A 19,442-nucleotide genomic window follows, 5' to 3' on the forward strand; every position below is an offset into this window, starting at 1 on the left:
AAGAGCTCTCAGGGGATGAAAACCAGCAATGCGGGCAAATGCCATCTAGCGCCTCAAAAGGTGGGGTGCAGGAGAGTGTCACGGTCTGCGTCATGCTCTGAAACCGCAGCGGTGATAGCATAAGCCGGCAAAGCTTAAAACGATTCAAACGTATAGAAGCTATGCGATTATTGACCCCTAAACAGTAAGGTGACGCCTTGCTTCTGCCGTATCTAGCGTTTCCGCAAGTCCTTCGTGCACAATCTCGCCACGATCCATAATATAGACCCGATCTGCCAGCTCGCGGCAGAAGTCGAGGTATTGCTCGACCAGCAGGATCGCCATGCCGGTCGAATCGCGCAGGTAGCGGATGGCCCGACCGATATCCTTGATGATCGAAGGCTGGATACCCTCCGTGGGCTCGTCGAGCACGAGGATCCTTGGTCGCATCACCATCGCCCGGCCGATCGCCAGCTGCTGCTGCTGCCCGCCTGAAAGATCGCCCCCACGCCGAGACAGCATGCTGCCGAGCACCGGAAACAGGCTGAAGATCTCGTCCGGGATGAAGCGGTCCTTGCGGTCAAGCGGCGCATATCCGCTTTCGAGGTTTTCCTGCACCGTGAGAAGGGGAAAGATTTCGCGGCCCTGCGGTACGTAGCCGATGCCTTTCTTCGCCCTTGCATATGGTGCCATGCCGTCGAGCGAGGCGTCACCGAAGGAGATCGTCCCGCCGCTCACCGGATGCTGCCCGGTGACGGCGCGCAGGAGCGAGCTCTTGCCGACGCCATTGCGGCCGAGCACGCAGGTGATCTTGCCCATCTCCGCCGTCAGCGACACGCCGCGCAAGGCCTGGGCCGCGCCGTAGTGAAGGTTGATGTTGTCGACGGTCAGCATGGCAGAACTCCCAAATGTTTGCTCGGCGCAAGCACTCCTCCCTCTGTCACTGCGTGACATCTCCCCCACGAGGGGGGAGATTGGAGAGCGCCGACCGCACCACAGCCGATCTCCCCCCTCGTGGGGGAGATGGCCGGCAGGGCAGAGGGGGGCGTCTTGCGCCAAACAGAAACGTTCATCATCACCGCCCCAGATAATTCTCGATCACCTTCGGATCGTTGGACACGAAATCGATCGACCCTTCGGCGAGCACCGATCCTTCCGCCAGGCATGTCACCTTGACCCCGAGATCGCGGATGAAGCCCATGTCGTGTTCGACGACGACGACGGAGCGGGTTTTTGCGATGTCGCGCAGCAGGATGGCAGTCTCCGCCGTCTCCGCATCCGTCATCCCGGCCACCGGCTCGTCGACGAGCAGCAGCTTCGGCTCCTGTGCGAGCAGCATGCCGATCTCCAGCCACTGCTTCTGGCCGTGCGACAGGTTGGCGGCAAGTTCCGTCTTGCGGTGGGTCAGCCGGATGGTGGAGAGGATCTCCTCGATGCGGTCGCGGTCCTCGCCCGACAATCGGTAGAACAGCGTGGCGAAGACGCCGCGCGAGCGGTTGAGCGCCAGCTCCAGGTTGTCCCAGACCGTATGGCTCTCGAACACCGTCGGCTTCTGGAACTTGCGGCCGATGCCGAGCTGCGCGATGTCCGCCTCATCCTTCTTGGTGAGGTCGATGGAATCCTCGAACAGCACCGTGCCGCTGTCGGGTCGGGTCTTGCCGGTGATGATGTCCATCATCGTCGTCTTGCCCGCCCCATTCGGGCCGATGATCGCCCGCAGTTCGCCGGGCTCCACCACGAAGGAAAGCGAGTTCAGCGCCTTGAAGCCGTCGAAGGAGACGGAGACGCCGTCGAGATAGAGCAGGCTTTTCGATCTGGTTTCTGCAATTGTCGCCATCGTCTCTACTCCGCAGCCTGCGGCAGAACGGTATTGTCCCTGCCCTTTTCCGTTTCGGCAGCCGCCTTCATCGCCTTGCGCCCGGTCCAGCCGTGCTGGATGGTGCCGACGATGCCCTTTGGCAGGAAGAGCGTCACGGCAATGAACAGCCCGCCCAGCGCATAGAGCCAGAATTCCGGGAAGGCACCGGTGAAGAAGCTCTTGCCGGCATTGACGAGGATGGCGCCGATGATCGGCCCGATCAGCGTGCCGCGCCCGCCGACCGCGGTCCAGACGACCACCTCGATGGAGTTGGCCGGCGCAAATTCGCCCGGGTTGATGATGCCGACCTGCGGCACGAAGAGCGCCCCGGCGATCCCCGCCATCATCGCCGAGACGACGAAGGTGAAGAGCTTGATGTTCTCCACCCGGAACCCGAGGAAGCGGACGCGGCTCTCGGCGTCACGCACGCCGACAAGCACCTTGCCGAACTTCGAGCGGACGATGCCTGAGGCGATCAGCAGGCAGAGCGACAGCATGACGGCCGACAGGGCAAACAGGACTGCCCGCGTTCCCTGCGCCTGGACGCTGAAGCCGAGGATTTCCTTGTAGTCCGTCAGGCCGTTGTTGCCGCCGAACCCCATGTCGTTGCGGAAGAAGGCGAGCATCAGCGCATAGGTCATAGCCTGCGTGATGATCGACAGATAGACGCCGTTCACCCTGGAGCGAAACGCGAACCAGCCGAACAGGAAGGCGAGCAGCCCCGGCACGAAAAGCACCATCAGCATGGCGAAGGGGAAGATGTCGAAGCCGTACCAGAACCACGGCAGCTCGTCCCAGTTCAGGAAGACCATGAAGTCGGGAAGCTCCGGATTGCCGTAGACGCCGCGCGAGCCGATCTGGCGCATCAGATACATGCCCATGGCATAGCCGCCGAGCGCGAAGAAGGCGCCGTGGCCGAGCGAGAGGATGCCGCAGTAGCCCCAGACGAGATCGAGCGCCAGCGCAAGCAGGGCGTAGCAGAGGTATTTGCCCATCAACGACATGGCATAGGTCGGAATATGGAAGGCGCTGTCGGGCGGCACCAGCAGGTTGAGGGCCGGCACCAGAATGCCGGCGGCGAGCAGCATGCCGATGGCAACGATGATCTTGCCGTCGAGGGCGCGAAAGAGGAACCCGGTGATCATGCCTCGACCGCCCTTCCCTTGAGTGCAAAGAGACCGCGCGGCCGCTTCTGGATGAACAGGATGATCAGCACCAGCACGAGGATCTTGCCGAGCACCGCGCCGACGGACGGCTCGAGGAACTTGTTGAGCACGCCGAGCGTCATGGCTCCGACTAGCGTGCCCCAGAGATTGCCGACGCCGCCGAAGACGACGACCATGAAGCTGTCGATGATGTAGCTTTGCCCGAGGTTCGGCGAGACATTGTCGATCTGGGACAGCGCGACACCGGCGATCCCGGCGATGCCCGATCCGAGCGCGAAGGTGAAGGCATCGACCCAGGGCGTGCGAATGCCCATCGAGGCGGCCATACGCCGGTTCTGGGTGACGGCGCGCATCTGCAGGCCGAAGGCCGAGCGCTTCATCAGCGCCAGCAGCGCAAAGAAGATCGTCAGCGAAAACACGATGATCCACAACCGGTTCCAGGTGACGGTCATGCCGCCGAGCGGAAACGAGCCGGACATCCACGACGGATTGCCGACCTCCTGGTTGGTCGGGCCGAAGATCGAGCGGATCGCCTGCTGCAGGATCAGCGAGATGCCCCAGGTGGCCAGCAGCGTTTCGAGCGGTCGGCCGTAGAGGAAGCGGATGACGCCACGCTCGATGGTGAGACCGACCAGCGCGGTCACCAGGAAGGCGACCGGCAGGGCGATCGGCAGCGACCAGTCGAAGAGCTGCGGCGCGTGGGAACGGATGAGGTCCTGCACGACGAAGGTGGAATAGGCCCCCAGCATCACCATCTCGCCATGCGCCATGTTGATGATGCCCATAACGCCGAAGGTGATGGCGAGCCCGATGGCGGCGAGCAGCAGGACGGAGCCGAGCGACAGGCCGTACCAGATGTTCTGGGCCATGTCCCAGAAGGCAAGCTTGCTTTCAAGCCGTGCAATCGCCGCGTTGAGATCCTCCTTGAGGGACGGATCGAGCGTGCCGGCGGACGACATCAGGATGCCGATCGCATTGCGTCCGCCGAGGCTGGCGATCGTTTCGATCGCTTCGCGTTTGGCCTCGGGCGGTCGGTCGGAGGGCAGCAGTGACACGGCACGCGCCTCGACCATGCGGGCCTTGACCTCGGGGTCGGTCTCGCGTGCCAGCGCCGCCTCGACGAGATCGAGGTTTTCGGCGCTCGGAGAGGCGAGCACGGCGCTTGCCGCCTGCAGGCGTACATTGCGATCGGGGCTGAGCAGCGTCAGCCCGCCAAGAGCGGAACGGATCACGCGCCGCAGGTTGTTGTTGACCCGGATCTTGCTCACGGCGCCCTTGGCGACCTCGCCGGCACTTTCGCCGGTTAGCGGATCAATCAGAGCGAACTTGGAGCCGGCTGCCCGGGTGATGAACACGGCATCGTCGGATTTGCGGGCATAGAGATCCCCTTCCGCGAAGGCCTCGAGCGCCGGCACCACGCGCGGATCGGCCGACGCCGCCAGCTGCCCGACGATCTCTTCCGCCTGCTTGAAGTTGGCGTCGGCGAGCGCATCGAGGAGCGCCTTGCTGTCGGTCTGCGCCAGCGATGGCGCGGCGAGAGAAAGGATTAAAAATATCACCTGGATAAACAACCGTGTCGTCATCATACCGCCCCTCGTTCGCACAGTTCGCGGTTCGATCCCCTCACCTGCGATTTCTAGCACTTGGGCTTTCGCCCAAGATGCTGAAATCGCTTCCTCTCCCTCAAGGGGAGAGGAGTGGCGAGGCGAACTCGGCGTCCCACCTCTCCCCTTGCGGGAGAGGTTACAAAATCAAGATCTTAGCGAAGCTAAGTCTTAGATTTTGTTGGTGAGGGGATTGCCCCCACCAACGAAAACGCCCTTGATCAGCTGCCCTTGCCGCCGCACTTGCCGGTGGCGACGTTGAAGTTGCCGCACTCCATCGGCTTGCGCCAATCGGAGATCAGGTCCTTCGAGTCCGGCAGGTAATCGGACCATTCGTCACCGACGACGGAGGCCGTTTGCTGGACGATCTCGAACTGGCCATCCGCCTGGATCTCGCCGATCAGCACCGGCTTGGTGATGTGGTGGTTCGGCATGACTGTGGCATATCCACCCGAGAGGTTCGGCACGGCGACGCCGATGATGGCGTCGAGAACCGCGTCGGTGTCGGTGGTGCCGGCGGCCTCGACGGCCTTCACCCAGGCATTGAAGCCGATATAGGCGGCTTCCATCGGGTCGTTGGTGACGCGCTTGTCGTCCTTGGTGAAGGCATGCCAGGTCTCGATGAACTCCGCATTCACCTCGGCATCGACGGACTGGAAGTAGTTCCATGCGGCCAGATGGCCGACGAGCGGCGTGGTGTCGAGACCGGCGAGCTCTTCTTCGCCGACCGAGAAGGCAACGACCGGAATGTCTTCCGCCTTGATGCCCTGGTTGCCGAGCTCCTTGTAGAAGGGAACATTGGCGTCGCCGTTGATGGTGGAGACGACGGCGGTCTTCTTGCCGGCGGAACCGAAGTTCTTGATGTCCGTCACGATCGTCTGCCAGTCGGAATGACCGAACGGCGTGTAGTTGATCATGATGTCTTCCTCGGCCACGCCCTTCGACATCAGGTAGGCCTTGAGGATCTTGTTCGTCGTCTGCGGATAGACGTAGTCGGTGCCGGCGAGGACCCAGCGCTCGACGCCTTCCGTTTCGGCGAGATAGTCGACCGCCGGAATGGCCTGCTGGTTCGGCGCCGCGCCCGTGTAGAAGATGTTGCGCGAGGACTCTTCACCCTCGTACTGGACAGGGTAGAACAGGATCGAGTTCAGCTCCTCGAACACTGGCAGGACGGACTTGCGCGACGAGGACGTCCAGCAGCCGAACACGGCGGCAACCTTGTCCTGGCTGATCAGCTGACGAGCCTTTTCAGCAAACAACGGCCAGTCGGACGCTGGATCGACGACAACCGCCTCGATCTGCTTGCCAAGCACGCCACCCTTCTTGTTCTGCTCCTCCACCAGCATCAGCATGGCGTCCTTGAGCGTCGTCTCGGAAATGGCCATGGTACCAGACAGCGAATGCAGGACGCCGATCTTGATCGTGTCTTCCTGCGCAAACGCACCATGGAATGCAGTCGTGGACAGCGCGGCAGCAAGCATTGCCCCGCCAAGTCTTGCGGAAATCTTCATGATCGAACCCCTCTTCTTGTTCGTTGGCAGCCGGAAGTGAAAACCTTAACCGTTGCTGAACAGGACTATCGGGTGCTGCACCGCAAAACCGTATACGTCGTTTGACGTACCGCGGGGGGAGAAGAGGGAACAAATGCCCATGGGCACCAAAGGTCGGCATGTCCTGCCAATGGCGGCAGCGGCGGGAAACGCCTGGTATTGCGCATGATCCTTCTTCCGTAGGGCTTGCAAAAGCGCATGGCACACAGGAAGGTGCCCAATCATCAGTCACATCATCATGGGCGCTAGATATTAGGCATGGCCGCACGGCAACGCATCATACCGGTCCGTCGGGAGTACAACCGCTGGGTCGCCGACCAGACGCTTGAAGACTACGCGCTGCGCTTCACCGCAAAGAGCGCGCGGCGCTTTTCGTCGAGCCGGATTTCGCAGACGGCCATCGGCGCGATCTCCTTCCTGGCGCTCGAAGCCATCGGCGGCGCGATCACCCTGTCCTACGGCACCACCAATGCCTTCTACGCCATCATTGTCGCCGCCGTCGTCATGCTGGTCGTCGGCCTTCCGATCAGCCGCTATGCGATCCGCCATGGCGTCGACATCGACCTGCTGACCCGCGGCGCCAGCTTCGGCTACATCGGCTCAACGATCACCTCGCTGATCTATGCGAGCTTCACCTTCATGCTGTTTGCGATCGAGGCCTCGATCATGACCGGCGCGCTGGAGCTTGCCTTCGGCATCCCGCCCTGGATCGGCTACATCATCAGCGCCGTCGTCGTCATCCCGCTGGTGATCTACGGCGTGCGGCTGATCTCCCGCTTCCAGCTGGTGACGCAGCCCTTCTGGATCGTCCTCAACATCCTGCCCTTCATCTTCATCGCCTTCCTCGACTGGGAAAAGATCGACCTCTGGCGGGCGTTTGCCGGCATCGACCATTCCAACGCGGAGGTCTCCGGCGTTGCACCCTTCAACCTCCTGGAATTTGGTGCCGCCTCGGCGGTGATCCTGGCGCTGATGCCGCAGATCGGCGAGCAGGTGGACTTTCTGCGCTTCCTGCCGGCCGAAGGCCAGCGCAAGTGGCGCCATCGGCTGGCCGTCTTCCTCGCCGGTCCCGGCTGGGTCGTCGTCGGCGTGCCGAAGCTGCTGGCCGGCTCCTTCCTCGCAGTGCTGACGCTCTCGACCGGCTTTCCCGCCGACGAAGCGGCCGATCCGGCCCATATGTATCTTGCCGCCTTCGGCTACATGATCCCGAACGAGACCGCAGCACTGCTCCTGATGGCCGCCTTCGTCGTCGTCTCGCAGCTGAAGATCAACGTGATGAACGCCTATGCGGGGTCGCTCGCCTGGTCGAACTTCTTCTCGCGGCTCACCCACAGCCATCCGGGGCGCGTGGTCTGGCTGATCTTCAACGTCGCCATCGCCCTTTTGCTGATGGAGCTCGGCATCTACGGGCTTCTGGAAGAGACGCTCGGCATCTTCTCGATCATCGCCATGGCCTGGCTCTGCGCGATCTCCGCCGACCTCTTCATCAACAAGCCGCTCGGCCTCTCGCCGCCGGGGATCGAGTTCAAGCGGGCCCATCTCTATGACGTCAATCCGGTCGGACTGGGCGCCATGGGTGGATCGACTGCTATCGCTCTGGCGGCCCATTTCGGCCTCTTCGGCCCGGTGATGGCCTCCCTATCAACCTATCTGACGCTGAGCGCCTTTCTGCTGTCGCCAGCCATCGCCTTTGCGACGAAGGGCAAGTTCTACCTGGCCCGCAAGCCGCGCCACAGCTGGAAGAACCTCACCTCGATCACCTGCTCGATCTGCGAGCATCCCTTCGAGCCGGAGGACATGGCCTGGTGCCCCGCCTATGCCGCGCCGATCTGCTCGCTCTGCTGCTCGCTCGACAGCCGCTGCCACGACATGTGCAAGCCGAAGGCCCGGCTGCATGCACAGCTGGGCACCGTCGCCCGCGCGGTGCTGCCACCCACAATGGTGACCAGGCTCACGACAAGACTCGGCCGCTATGCGATCGCTGCCGTCCTGTCGATCTCCGTCATCGGCGCGATTCTCGTCATGATCGGCTATCAGGCGGGGCTGGCCGCGCCCGCCAATGCCGAGGTGATCTACAGCACCATCTTCATCGTCTTCTTCGTTTTCGCCGTCATCGCCGGCATCGTCTCCTGGTTCTATGTGCTGGCCCATGACAGCCGGGTGGTGGCGGAGGAGGAATCCTCGCGCCAGAACACCCTGCTCTTGCGAGAGATCGCCGCGCACAAGAAGACCGACGCTGCCCTGCAGCAGGCGAAAGAGACCGCCGAGGCGGCAAACCGCGCCAAGAGCCGCTACGTCGTCGGCCTGTCGCATGAACTGCGCACGCCGTTGAACGCCGTGATGGGCTACGCACAGATCCTCGAGCGCGATGAGACCATTCCGGTCCCGCGCCAGGCAGCGATCAAGGTCATCAAGCGTTCGGCCGACCATCTGGCAGGGCTGATCGACGGGCTCCTCGACATTTCCAAGATCGAGGCCGGGCGCCTGCAGGTCTATTCCAACGAGATCAACATCCAGGATTTTCTCGACCAGATCGTCGAGATGTTCGGTCTCCAGGCCCAGGCCAAGGGGCTCGTGTTCGAACATGACCGGACCCGCGCCCTGCCACAATATGTCCGCACGGACGAGAAGCGCCTGCGCCAGATCCTCGTCAACCTGCTCTCCAACGCCATCAAGTTCACCGATGCCGGTACGGTCCGCTTTGATGTCACCTATCGCAGCCAGGTGGCCACCTTCACGGTCAGCGACACCGGCCGTGGCATTGCGAAAAAGGATCTCGGGCGGATCTATGAACCCTTCCAGCGCGGCGAGGCGGAGACCATCAAGCCGATGCCCGGTCTTGGCCTCGGGCTGACGATCACCCGGCTTTTGACCAATACGCTCGGCGGCGACATCTCGGTGGAAAGCGTCAAGGACGAGGGCTCGACCTTCCGGGTCCGGCTGATGCTGTCCGCGGTTGATCGGCCGAGCACGGCCCCTGCCCCCGAACGGCGCATCGTCTCCTACAGCGGCCCGCGCCGCACGATCATGGTGGTCGACGACAACGAGGACCATCGCGACCTGATGCAGGAAGCGCTGGGGCCGATGGATTTCGTGGTGCTGACCGCCGCGAGCGGCCCGGACTGCCTGACGCTGATCGAAGGCGTGAAGCCCGATCTCTTCCTGGTCGATATCTCCATGCCCGGGATGAGCGGCTGGGACCTGGTGACGCGATTGCGCGAAGGCGGCCAGACGGCGCCGATCGTTATGCTTTCGGCCAACATCGGCGACGGCACCGCGGCCAAGACGGAGGGCCATAATGACGCGATCGGCAAGCCGGTGGACATGCGCAAGCTGAGCGACCGGCTGGCGGCGCATCTGGGCCTCACCTGGGTCTACGAGGACGAACTGCAGGCGATTGCGGTCCCGAAACCGGCAAAGATCGTCAGCCCCGGCGAAAGTCATCTGCAGGACCTGTTGCGACTGGGCGAGATCGGCTACGTCCGGGGGATCGAAAGCAAGCTCGCCGATCTGGCGCAAGCGGAGGTCTACCGCCCCTTCGTCGCCGAACTGGGGCTCTACGTGCAGGCCTTTGACTTCGACGGCTACAGGACATTCCTCAAACGATTCAGTGGAGAACACGCAACCGATGGCTGATGCAGCCCAGCCCCGCGACATCGTCCTTCTGGTCGACGACAGTCCCGAAGCCCTCGGTTTCCTGACTGAGGCGCTGGAGCAGTCCGGCTTTTCCGTGCTGATCGCCACCTCCGGACAGGCAGCGCTCAACATCGTCGAGCGCATCACCCCGGATCTCATCCTGCTCGACGCGGTCATGCCCGCCATGGACGGTTTCGCCACATGCCGGCGGCTGAAGGCCAATCCGGCCGTGTCGCAGGTCCCGGTGATCTTCATGACCGGCCTGACCGAGACCGAGCATGTGGTCAACGCTCTGAACTGCGGCGGTGTGGACTACCTCACCAAGCCCATCAACATCGACGAGTTGCGGGCCCGCATTCGCGTTCACCTCGCCAATGCCCGCTCCGCCCAGAGCGCCCGCGTGGCGCTCGACGCAGCTGGCCGTCACCTGCTGGCGGTCAAGGGCGACGGCAGCATCCATTGGTCCACCCCGCAGGCGACGCGCCTGGTGAACGCCGCAACCGGCAGCGACGACGGGCTGGAAGCGGTCGCGCACCACATCGCCTCCTGGCTTGGCGCCCGCGAGCAGGCCGGCGCCTCGCGCGACGGCAGCTTCTCCCTCACCCTCAAGGGCGATGCCGGCCTGCACTTCACCTTCCTCGGCGCCATCGGCGCCGACGAGTTCCTGTTCCGGCTGACCGGCTCCAGCCAGCGCGCCGGCGCCGAGGTGCTGCGCCAGCATTTTTCCCTGACGCTGCGGGAATCGGAGGTTCTGGAATGGATCGCCAAGGGCAAGTCGAACCGCGACATCGGCGATATCCTCGGCCTTTCCGCCCGCACGGTGAACAAGCATCTGGAGCAGATCTACGTCAAACTCGGCGTCGAGAACCGTGCCTCCGCTGCGGTAAAGGCGGCGCAGGTGATTTATCTGGCGTGACCATGACCGGTTCAGGCCTCCGTTGGAGCGATCACACTCCAAGCGGCCTTTTGAACGGCGCGTAGATAACGGCTGAAAGAGCCTAGATTGCTGATGCTGCGCGGTGCACGAACGTCAGCTTTAGGCTTTTACGGCCAGTCGTTTGAGCAAGAACAAGGACAGTATCGCGGCAATGAATAGAAACACGGCACCGACAATCCATGCGATGGGTGTCGAGTAGATCTCGGCGACGGCTCCTGCCAACACCAGACCCAATGCGGCCCCCAACTGCTGTATAAGCGATCTCAAAGACAGCATGGTCGACCGCTGACGGTCTTCTACACACCGATGCAAAATGCTGCTGGCAGGTGTCTCGCTGACGCCAAGGAGCACAGAATACAGGACAAAAACGGCCACAAAGCCCAGGATATTGCCCTGTACCGCCAATGCGATCTGAACGCCTGCCAGGCATGCAAACGTCGCTGCAAGCGTTTTCGCATGCTGCCGCTTGAAGATCCGGCTGATGTACGGAGACAGAGATGCGCCAAAAGCGATGGAGAAGAAATAGGTCGCGGTCACGACGCCAATGACTGTGTTTGCATAGCCCGCGTCCAACATCGGCTTTGCGTGGGTCGGCCAGATCACCTCGACGGGATTGGTTGCCATCAGGAAGAACGCCAGCGTTGCCAGTAGAACCGATAGTGCAGGATGTTTCAGAGCAAGGACGCTCGCGTCTTTGATCACCGAGGGAACGTTTGCGACCCCCCGCCTGAGTGCACCGGGGTCCATAGAACGTGGTTTTTCGACAATGGCCAGTACCGTAAAAGCAAACACGCCCAGCATCACACCAAAGCTTGCTGCATAGGACACATCATAGATGCTGAAACCGATGCTTTTCGCGACCGAGCCAAAAACATCGGGCAGAAGGCCACCGAGGACCGCGCCAATGGCCAACCCGACGGCATTGGCCCATTGCGCTTTGGCCAGCGCGGGCTGGATATCCACATTTGGCGCGGCGGCCTTGAAGGTTTCGACAAACCACGCATCAAGCGTCCCCGACCGAAGCGCACGTCCGAAACCGATGAACGCAAACGACACTGCCAGAACATGGAAATCGCTGGTCGAGATAAAGAGGGCGAGCGAAATCAAGCTGGCGACGACTGCCGTCAGAAAAACCGGCTTGCGTCCAATACTGTCTGCCAAACCACCGAAGGGCAGCTCCATCGCGATCGTCGTGAGCGAATAAACTCCGAAGAGAAGCGATATCTGAAAGAGGTCCATGCCGCGGTCGGTTAACGCCAGAGCGACAACGGCAATCGTCAGACCCATCGCAAGACGGTCCAGAAACTGGTGTATCTGAAACACCCGAATGTGCCGTCGCGCCGAACGGGTGAGCGCTACGAATGAAAACTCGGTGTCTGTTGCCATGGTGGTAACATCGACGTTTCCGCCACCTTGCACAATGCCAAAGGTGGATAAGGACCGATCCCTGCGCTTCTGCGCCAACTGAAGCGATGCCGGATCGCGGCATCGAGTTGAATGTAGGCATGCAGAACAAAAAGCCCGGCCGAAGCCGGGCTTTTCTCAGATCAGAATGCCTCGCGGCAAACCTTAGTCTTACATCTGGACGTAGGTGAAGTTGCCGTCGGCACCCTTCTTCCACTCGTACATGACGTAGCCCGGCAGCTTCGGGTCGCCCTTTTCGTTGAAGCCCATGTCGCCGAGCGCGGTCGGGAAGGTGTTGGCCTTCATCGCTTCCGCAACGGCTTCCGGTTCGTTGGAGCCGGCGGCCTTGGTGGCGCCATCGAGCACCTGCATGGCAGCGTAGGAGTAGAGCGTGTAGGCTTCCGGCTCGAAACCGGCTGCGCGGAACTTCTCGACGAGCTCCTTGTTCTGCGGCGCAAGGCGCGGATCCGGGCCGAAGGTGTTGAGCGTGCCTTCGACGGCGTCGCCGGCAATCGACGCCAGTTCGTTGGACACGATACCGTCACCCGAAACGAGCGTGGCGTCGAGACCCTGGTCGGCAGCCTGGCGGATGATCAGGCCCGCTTCCGTGTGAAGACCGCCCCAGTAGATGATCGAGACGCCGGCTTCCTTCATCTTGGCGATGAGGGCGGAGAAGTCCTTGTCGCCGGTGTTGACGCCTTCGCGGATCACTTCCGTGACGCCGGCAGCATTCATCGCCTTCTTGGTTTCTTCGGCGAGGCCCTGGCCATACGGGGTCTTGTCGTCGATGACGGCGATCTTCGCGTCCTTGAAGTTCTCGGCGAGATAGGCGCCGGCAATGCCGCCCTGTTCGTCGTCGCGGCCGCAGGTGCGGAAGGTGTTCCAGAGGCCACGCTCGGTGAAGACCGGGTTGGTCGAGGCTGGCGTGATCTGCAGGATGCCGTTTTCAGCGTAGACTTCGGACGCCGGAATGGAAACGCCGGAGTTGAAGTGGCCAATGACGAACTTGACGCCGTCAGAAACAAACTTGTTGGCGACCGAGATGCCCTGCTTGGGGTCGGACACGTCGTCGCCGAGCACGATACGGATCTGCTCGCCGTTGAGGCCACCAGCGGCATTGATGTCGGCAGCTGCCTGCTCGGCACCCTTCTGGAGCTGCGCACCGAAGGCAGCGTTCGGACCCGTCAGCGGGCCTGCTACGCCAACCAGCACTTCTGCCCAGGCGCTGCCGCCGAAGGCGACGACGGCAGTCAGTGCGACGGCGGAAAGAAGAGACTTCTTCATTATTTAACTCCCAGTTTTATAAGCGGGTTGATTTCAATCCGGGCGCGATACCCACTGTTATCGCGTCGGAAACTGTTCCACTCCAAGGTTTCGTCCCGTTGAACCTTTGCCCAATCTGAGGCCAGATTTTCGCGACTGTCAATCTTTCTTCTTCCATGAGAAAGCGGAGGTTTGATCGTAGAGCCAGTAGTAGTTGTCGACCATCTGCCGTGTCCGGCGCATTTGGAATCCGACGGTGGACAGCACCAGCAGAAGCAGGAAGTCGATGACGTAGTAGAAGGGGCTGACGAACGGCCCCTCGAAAAGCGAAAAGTGCAGAAAGCGCATCACGAAGGCCAGAAGCGCCGTATAGATCACGACGGTGACATAGCCCTGCCAGCCTTCTGCGACGGCCTTGCCAGTGCGCCATGCGGTCCAGAAGCCGATCAGCAGCACGAGGACGCGCAGCACATATCGGACGCCGGTGTCGGTTTCGAAGAATAAACCCTGCATCTCAATCTCTCCCTGACGCGCGGCTCAATGCCGGCCCCCTTCGAGGTAGGCGGCGCGCACCTCCGGATTGGTCAGAAGCTCCCTGCCCGATCCCGTCATCGTCACCTTGCCGTTGACCATCACATAGGCGCGGTGCGACAGGCGCAGTGCGGCAAACGCGTTCTGCTCCACGAGGAAGACGGTCAGGCCTTCCTCCTCGTTGAGCTTCTTGATCGCCTCGAAGATCCCCTTGACGATCAGCGGCGCGAGGCCGAGCGACGGCTCGTCCAGCAGCAGGAGCTTCGGTCGCGACATCAGCGCACGCCCGATCGACAGCATCTGCTGTTCGCCTCCCGACAGCGTGCCGCCGCGCTGGCTTTGGCGTTCCTTCAGGCGCGGGAAGAGCGTGAAGATCTTTTCCACGTCCTCGTCGAAGTGCTTCATCTTGTCGAGGCCGGCACCCATCTGCAGGTTCTCGAAGACTGTCATGCGCGGGAAGATGCGGCGACCTTCCGGCGACTGGGCGATCCGGCGCCGCGCAATCAGGTGCGTCGGCTGCTGGGTGATGTCCTCGCCGTCGAAGATGATCGAGCCGTGGCGCGCCTGCGGACTGCCGCAGATCGTCATCATCAGCGTCGACTTGCCTGCACCATTGGCACCGATCAGGCTGACGATCTCGCCGCGATTGACATGCACATCGACACCGTCGAGCGCCCGGATATTACCGTAGAAGGTTTGGACGCCTTCCACTTTCAGGAGGGGTTCATCGGACATCAGATCGTCCCCTCGTCGAGTTGTTCCTCGATGTGTTCAACTTCGTCATCCTCGACGCCGAGATAGGCAGCGATCACCTTCGGGTCGTTCTTTACGTGGTCCGGTGTGCCGTCGGAAATCTTCTGGCCGTATTCCAGCACCACGACATGGTCGGAGATCTCCATCACCACCGACATGTCGTGCTCGATCAAGAGGATCGAGGCGCCATCGTCGCGGATGGAGTGCAGAAGCGTGTTGAGCGCCGCCGATTCGCGCGGATTGAGACCGGCCGCCGGCTCGTCGAGGCACAGAAGCTCCGGCCCCGTGCACATCGCGCGAGCGATCTCGAGACGGCGCTGCCCACCATACGGGAGGTCGCCCGCCGGATCGTCGGCTCGCTCTGTCAGATTGGCCTTGTCCAGCCAGTACTTCGCCTTGTCGATCGCGGCCGCCGATGCCTTCGTGTAGGCGGGCAGGCCGAGGAGACCGAGGACCGTGTATCCGGAGGCCTTCATCAGCGCGTTGTGCTGGGCGACCAGAAGGTTCTCCAGCACCGTCAGACCCGAAAACAGCCGGATGTTCTGGAAGGTCCGCGAGACCTTGGCGATCTTGGTGATCTCGAAGTCGCGCAGCCGTTCCAGCAGGTAGTGGTCGCCATCCCGCTGCGTCAGCGTGATCATCCCCATCGTCGGCTTATAGAAGCCGGTGATGCAGTTGAAGACTGTCGTCTTGCCGGCACCGTTGGGGCCGATCAGCGCGGTGATGTTGCCGCGCCGGGCGTCGAAGGAGAAGTCGTCGATGGCCATCAGGCCACCGAAGCGCATCGACAGGTGCTCGACCTTCAGGATGGTGTCGTTGTTCATCGTATTCGTTCCGAGGGTCATCAGCCGTGGCCCTCCTTGGTAAAGCTGCCGGAAACCGCCTTGCGCTCTTTGAGGAAGGCCGTCGGCTCACGCGAGCCGACGAAGCCGCGCGGCTTGAAGACCATGACAACGATCATCGCCAGACCGAACAGCAGCATGCGGTAGAGTTCAGGCGTGAAGTCGGGCCCGAAGACATGCTTCAGGAACTCCATCTCGCGCAACAGTTCCGTACCGCCGACCATGACGATGGCGGCGATCGCGATACCGGTCAGCGAGCCCATCCCGCCGAGGACGACGATCGCCAGGATGACGGCCGATTCCAGGAACACGAAGCTCTCCGGAGAGACAAAACCCTGCCGGGTGGCGAAGAATGCGCCGGCAAAGCCACCAATCATCGCGCCGATGGCAAAAGCCGTCAGTTTGGTGGTGACCGTATTGATGCCAAGCGAGCGGCAGGCAATTTCGTCTTCGCGCAAGGCTTCCCAGGCGCGACCGATCGGCATGCGGCGAAGCTTGATCGTCACATAGGCCGTCAGCATGCAGAGCGCCAGGATCAGGTAGAACAGGAAGATCTTGTAGTAGGCGGAGGACATCGAGAGCCCCCACGCCTTGGTGAAATTGTTGGCGGCGCCGACGTCGAAGGACCAGATGCCGAAGAAGGATGCCTTGGGAATTCCGGAGACGCCGAAGGTACCCTTCGTCACGGCGGTCCAGTTGATCAGCACGAGACGGATGATCTCGCCGAACGCCAGGGTAACGATTGCCAGATAATCGCCCCGCAGGCGCAGCACCGGAAAGCCGAGGATGACACCCCAGAAGGCGGCCAGAATACCCGACAGCGGCAGCAGGACCCAGAAGGACAGGCCGAACTGCTGGGACAGCAGCGCATAGGAATAGGCGCCGACCGCGTAGAAGGCGACATAGCCGAGGTCGAGGAGGCCGGCGAGACCGACGACGATGTTCAGCCCCCAGGCGAGCATGACGTAGATCAGGATCTGGATGCCGAAGTTGTCGACGTATTTCAGCGACCCTTGCGTTCCCGCCAGCATGACCGACAGCGGCGGATAGATCAGCAGCCCGATCAGCGCGATCTTCAGGAAATTCCGCTGGAAGAAGGTCTTTCCGTCGGAGACCTCGGGGATGCCGGCCTTGGCCTTGTCCCGTTTGCGCTTGTCCAGATGCGGCTTGATGAAGCCGACGACCAGGAACCGGCTGACTGCCGCGATCACGACGAAGACGGCCAGGAGCCCCCAGCGCGTGCGCCAGACCAGGGCATTGTTGATGTCCTGGTAGGTCTCGATGCCGACGTAAAGAATGAAGAGACCGAAGGAGACGGCGGCCGCGACCAGGGCCTCCTTGGCAGCCTGAGCCATCAGGCCGTTGTGTTCCGGAGACTGCGCCATGTCAGACTTTCTCCACTTCCGGACGGCCAAGGATGCCGGTCGGCTTGAAGATCAGCACGAAGGCGAGCAGCGCGAAGGTCGCCACATCCTTGTAGGCAATCGTGAAATAGGCCGACCAGAGCGATTCGATGAGGCCGATCAGCAGCCCGCCGAGCACGGCGCCCGGCAACGAGCCGATGCCGCCGAGAACGGCTGCGGTGAAGGCCTTGACGCCCGGAATGAAGCCGTCGTTGAAGGTCGCGACGCCGTAGTACATCAGGTACATCGTGCCGGCGACTGCCGCCAGCGCGGCACCCATGATGAAGGTGATCGAGATCGTCCGATCGACGTCGACGCCGAGCAGCGCCGCCATCTTGCGGTCCTGCTCTGTTGCGCGCTGGGCCCGCCCGAGCGGCGTCTTGTTGACGATGTACCAGAAGATCGTCAGCAGCACCGCGGTCACTGCGACGATGATGATCTGCTTCAGAGAGATGGTGATATTGCCGAAGTGGTAGACATCGGTGACCAGCGACGGGATCGGCTTGTTGCGCGGACCCTGCGTCACCTGGATGAAGTTCGACAGCACGATCGACATGCCGATCGCGGTGATCAGCGGCGCCAGGCGGAACGAGCCGCGCAGCGGCCGGTAGGCGACCCGCTCGATCGTCCAGTTCCAAAGGCTCGTCATCAGCATCGCCGCAATCAACATCACCAGCAGCGCGAGCGCCACCGGAATACCGGCGAAGAAGGACGTCAGAATAAGGAAGACGATCAGGGCAGCGAATGCGCCGAGCATGAAAATGTCACCATGGGCAAAATTGATCATGCCGATGATGCCGTAAACCATCGTGTAGCCGATTGCGATCAGGCCGTAGATGGACCCAAGCGTCAGCCCATTGGCGAGCTGCTGGACGAAGTACTCCATATATTTTCCCCCGGATGCGATCCCATCGGCCGCATCTCTTTTCTTCTTGACCCTTGCGGGTCCCCAGACTTCAGGCGCATCCATTACCGTTTTTGGCATAAATGTGAAGACAAAAAGCCGGGAGTACGGCGAAAAGCGATCGGTTTTCAACAGTCTGCCCACAGACGAAGCCGGAACGCCAAAAAATACACACGGCCCTGCCGAAATCCGCGCCTTCGTGGTTTGCCGACACATCGATCCGCCGCGCCACGGTTGCGCCCACACCGCGACTGAAGAAGGAAAAACGATGTGCGGCGCCTGCAGCTGCGCGTCTCCCACGCGCCGGAACCGCACAGCCGTGTTAGTCGAAACAACGGCTTACCCCGGTTCAGATTCACCTCCCGAAGAACCGCGCCTACTCTCTGGCAAACAGGAGAGAGATCATGGCCGATACCACCGCGAAGCTGAACCTGCCCTTCATTCTTCCATCCCAGGCTCAGAAGCAGTCACCCACAACGAGGCTCTTCTGACCTTGGATGCGCTGGTGCATCTCGCGATCGTCGCGGAAAGCTCCACGCCACCCGCCTCACCGATGGAAAGCTCCGTCTTTCTGATCGGCCCCCAACCATCTGGCCCATGGACGGGTCGGCAGGAACAGTTGGCGACCTGGCAGGACGGAGCATGGGCCTTCCTGCAACCGAAGGACGGCTGGCGTGCCTGGTTCGTCACGGATCTATCCCTGAAGGTGTTTGCCGGCGGCTTGTGGCGCGACGCGCTTCCCGCCGAAGCGCAATTCGCGCGCCTCGGGATAGCGGCCTCCGCCGACGACACGAACAGGCTCGCCCTCTCTTCGCCTTCCAGTCTCTTCAGCCACGCCGGCGGCGGCCATCAGTTGAAGATCAACAAGGCGACCGGCGGAGACACCGCTTCTCTGCTGTTCCAGTCCGGATGGGCCGGTTATGCGGAGATCGGCCTGACGGGCGACAATGCGCTTTCGCTGAGGGTCAACGACGGCAGCACCTGGAAGACCGGACTCTCCCTCGATCCTTCCGGCCGCATCTATCGACCACACCAGCCCGTGGCGCGGGCCTATCGCGCCGGCACGACCTTCTCCCCGGGCAACGGCACCCGCAGCGGCTTCACCGACTTTTCTTTGGTCCAGGGCGGGTTTCAACTGGCAGGCGCGGTTGCGGGGGGCGGCAATGAGATCATGGTGCCCGCGACCGGCATCTACCTCATCTGCCTGCACGTGGCCGTCGCCTCCTCCAGCGGGCACACGACCATCCTGCGCGTCAACGATAATGCGGATCTGCTGACACTGCCGGGGAGCGTCGGCTTTCAATCAGCCAGCACCATAACGGCACTTACGGAGGGGGACTTCCTGTCGCTCCAACACGGCGGAACGCCCGTACTGCAGTCTGGTTCCAGCGGAACAACACTATCTTTGGCTCTACTTTAGAGGCCGTCGAATTGATCGCCCTGGACAACGGCTTGTAGTTAACCAATGATTAACTTTGAGGATGACAGCCGGAAATTACTGTTCTATTGTTGAAAATGGATGTGGTGATTGCGTACTTCCTGTCGGGGTGGCTCTTTGAGTATGTCGGATTTTCAACAGAATACCGTCTATGCTGCTGCCGATGTCCTGTCG

Annotated in this window: 15 protein-coding genes; 3 read left to right on the plus strand and 12 right to left on the minus strand. The window is 61.9% G+C overall.

Features of this window, described 5'->3' with window-relative positions; translation table 11 throughout:
* Nucleotides 1–177 precede the first annotated feature (177 nt).
* From urtE to urtA, 5 genes are all read right to left on the minus strand, one after another.
* The gene (gene urtE / locus M1E10_RS20685; RefSeq protein ID WP_499174672.1) at nt 178–873 is read right to left on the minus strand and encodes an ABC transporter ATP-binding protein; all 696 of its coding nucleotides are present in this window, start codon (nt 871–873) and stop codon (nt 178–180) included.
* 181 nt (nt 874–1,054) lie between these two features.
* Nucleotides 1,055–1,816, minus strand: a complete 762-nt coding sequence (urtD, locus tag M1E10_RS20690) for an ABC transporter ATP-binding protein (protein ID WP_499174673.1) — start codon at nt 1,814–1,816, stop codon at nt 1,055–1,057.
* Nucleotides 1,817–1,821: 5 nt separating this feature from the next.
* Nucleotides 1,822–2,982 carry an urea ABC transporter permease subunit UrtC gene (urtC, locus tag M1E10_RS20695; protein WP_499174674.1) on the minus strand — a complete coding sequence of 387 codons (1,161 nt, stop codon included), beginning with the start codon at nt 2,980–2,982 and terminating at the stop codon, nt 1,822–1,824.
* Nucleotides 2,979–4,586, minus strand: coding sequence for an ABC transporter permease (gene urtB / locus M1E10_RS20700; protein ID WP_499174675.1), 1,608 nt, complete (start codon nt 4,584–4,586; stop codon nt 2,979–2,981). Before urtB ends, urtC begins: the two co-directional genes overlap by 4 nt.
* Nucleotides 4,587–4,828: 242 nt before the next feature.
* Nucleotides 4,829–6,118 carry an ABC transporter substrate-binding protein gene (urtA, locus tag M1E10_RS20705; protein ID WP_499174676.1) on the minus strand — a complete coding sequence of 430 codons (1,290 nt, stop codon included), beginning with the start codon at nt 6,116–6,118 and terminating at the stop codon, nt 4,829–4,831.
* Nucleotides 6,119–6,415: 297 nt separating this feature from the next.
* Between urtA and M1E10_RS20710 the strand changes: the two genes are divergently transcribed.
* Entirely contained in the window at nt 6,416–9,793 is a 3,378-nt protein-coding gene (locus M1E10_RS20710; RefSeq protein ID WP_499174677.1) for a hybrid sensor histidine kinase/response regulator, read from the plus strand.
* Complete coding sequence (locus tag M1E10_RS20715; protein WP_499174678.1) at nt 9,786–10,709, plus strand: response regulator; 924 nt, start codon at nt 9,786–9,788, stop codon at nt 10,707–10,709. Before M1E10_RS20710 ends, M1E10_RS20715 begins: the two co-directional genes overlap by 8 nt.
* Nucleotides 10,710–10,829: 120 nt before the next feature.
* Here the strand turns inward: M1E10_RS20715 and M1E10_RS20720 are convergent, their stop codons facing one another.
* From M1E10_RS20720 to M1E10_RS20750, 7 genes are all read right to left on the minus strand, one after another.
* Entirely contained in the window at nt 10,830–12,116 is a 1,287-nt protein-coding gene (locus M1E10_RS20720) for an MFS transporter (protein ID WP_499174679.1), read from the minus strand.
* A gap of 189 nt (nt 12,117–12,305) precedes the next feature.
* Nucleotides 12,306–13,418 carry a branched-chain amino acid ABC transporter substrate-binding protein gene (locus M1E10_RS20725; protein ID WP_499174680.1) on the minus strand — a complete coding sequence of 371 codons (1,113 nt, stop codon included), beginning with the start codon at nt 13,416–13,418 and terminating at the stop codon, nt 12,306–12,308.
* Nucleotides 13,419–13,556: 138 nt separating this feature from the next.
* A complete protein-coding gene (locus M1E10_RS20730; RefSeq protein WP_499174681.1) occupies nt 13,557–13,910 on the minus strand; it encodes a DUF6867 family protein in 354 nt (117 codons plus the stop codon).
* 24 nt (nt 13,911–13,934) lie between these two features.
* Nucleotides 13,935–14,663, minus strand: coding sequence for an ABC transporter ATP-binding protein (locus tag M1E10_RS20735; protein ID WP_499174682.1), 729 nt, complete (start codon nt 14,661–14,663; stop codon nt 13,935–13,937).
* Entirely contained in the window at nt 14,663–15,526 is an 864-nt protein-coding gene (locus tag M1E10_RS20740; RefSeq protein ID WP_499174683.1) for an ABC transporter ATP-binding protein, read from the minus strand. Before M1E10_RS20740 ends, M1E10_RS20735 begins: the two co-directional genes overlap by 1 nt.
* Nucleotides 15,526–16,908 carry an ABC transporter permease family protein gene (gene livM, locus M1E10_RS20745; protein WP_499174684.1) on the minus strand — a complete coding sequence of 461 codons (1,383 nt, stop codon included), beginning with the start codon at nt 16,906–16,908 and terminating at the stop codon, nt 15,526–15,528. Before livM ends, M1E10_RS20740 begins: the two co-directional genes overlap by 1 nt.
* Nucleotide 16,909: 1 nt before the next feature.
* Nucleotides 16,910–17,812, minus strand: coding sequence for a branched-chain amino acid ABC transporter permease (locus M1E10_RS20750; RefSeq protein ID WP_499174685.1), 903 nt, complete (start codon nt 17,810–17,812; stop codon nt 16,910–16,912).
* A gap of 286 nt (nt 17,813–18,098) precedes the next feature.
* Between M1E10_RS20750 and M1E10_RS20755 the strand changes: the two genes are divergently transcribed.
* Entirely contained in the window at nt 18,099–19,250 is a 1,152-nt protein-coding gene (locus M1E10_RS20755; RefSeq protein WP_499177246.1) for a DUF2793 domain-containing protein, read from the plus strand.
* The last annotated feature ends 192 nt before the right edge of the window (nt 19,251–19,442 follow it).

The sequence above is a fragment of the Rhizobium sp. PK7-22 genome, assembly GCF_056530405.1.

Coding starts and splice junctions, on each gene's coding strand:
- M1E10_RS20735 (WP_499174682.1), bottom strand. CDS start 14,663: ATGTCCGATGAACCCCTCCTGAAAGTGGAAGGCGTCCAAACCTTCTAC.
- livM (WP_499174684.1), bottom strand. CDS start 16,908: ATGGCGCAGTCTCCGGAACACAACGGCCTGATGGCTCAGGCTGCCAAG.
- urtE (WP_499174672.1), bottom strand. CDS start 873: ATGCTGACCGTCGACAACATCAACCTTCACTACGGCGCGGCCCAGGCC.
- urtD (WP_499174673.1), bottom strand. CDS start 1,816: ATGGCGACAATTGCAGAAACCAGATCGAAAAGCCTGCTCTATCTCGAC.
- M1E10_RS20750 (WP_499174685.1), bottom strand. CDS start 17,812: ATGGAGTACTTCGTCCAGCAGCTCGCCAATGGGCTGACGCTTGGGTCC.
- urtA (WP_499174676.1), bottom strand. CDS start 6,118: ATGAAGATTTCCGCAAGACTTGGCGGGGCAATGCTTGCTGCCGCGCTG.
- urtC (WP_499174674.1), bottom strand. CDS start 2,982: ATGATCACCGGGTTCCTCTTTCGCGCCCTCGACGGCAAGATCATCGTT.
- M1E10_RS20740 (WP_499174683.1), bottom strand. CDS start 15,526: ATGACCCTCGGAACGAATACGATGAACAACGACACCATCCTGAAGGTC.
- M1E10_RS20730 (WP_499174681.1), bottom strand. CDS start 13,910: ATGCAGGGTTTATTCTTCGAAACCGACACCGGCGTCCGATATGTGCTG.
- M1E10_RS20720 (WP_499174679.1), bottom strand. CDS start 12,116: ATGGCAACAGACACCGAGTTTTCATTCGTAGCGCTCACCCGTTCGGCG.
- M1E10_RS20710 (WP_499174677.1), top strand. CDS start 6,416: ATGGCCGCACGGCAACGCATCATACCGGTCCGTCGGGAGTACAACCGC.
- M1E10_RS20715 (WP_499174678.1), top strand. CDS start 9,786: ATGGCTGATGCAGCCCAGCCCCGCGACATCGTCCTTCTGGTCGACGAC.
- M1E10_RS20725 (WP_499174680.1), bottom strand. CDS start 13,418: ATGAAGAAGTCTCTTCTTTCCGCCGTCGCACTGACTGCCGTCGTCGCC.
- M1E10_RS20755 (WP_499177246.1), top strand. CDS start 18,099: ATGTGCGGCGCCTGCAGCTGCGCGTCTCCCACGCGCCGGAACCGCACA.
- urtB (WP_499174675.1), bottom strand. CDS start 4,586: ATGACGACACGGTTGTTTATCCAGGTGATATTTTTAATCCTTTCTCTC.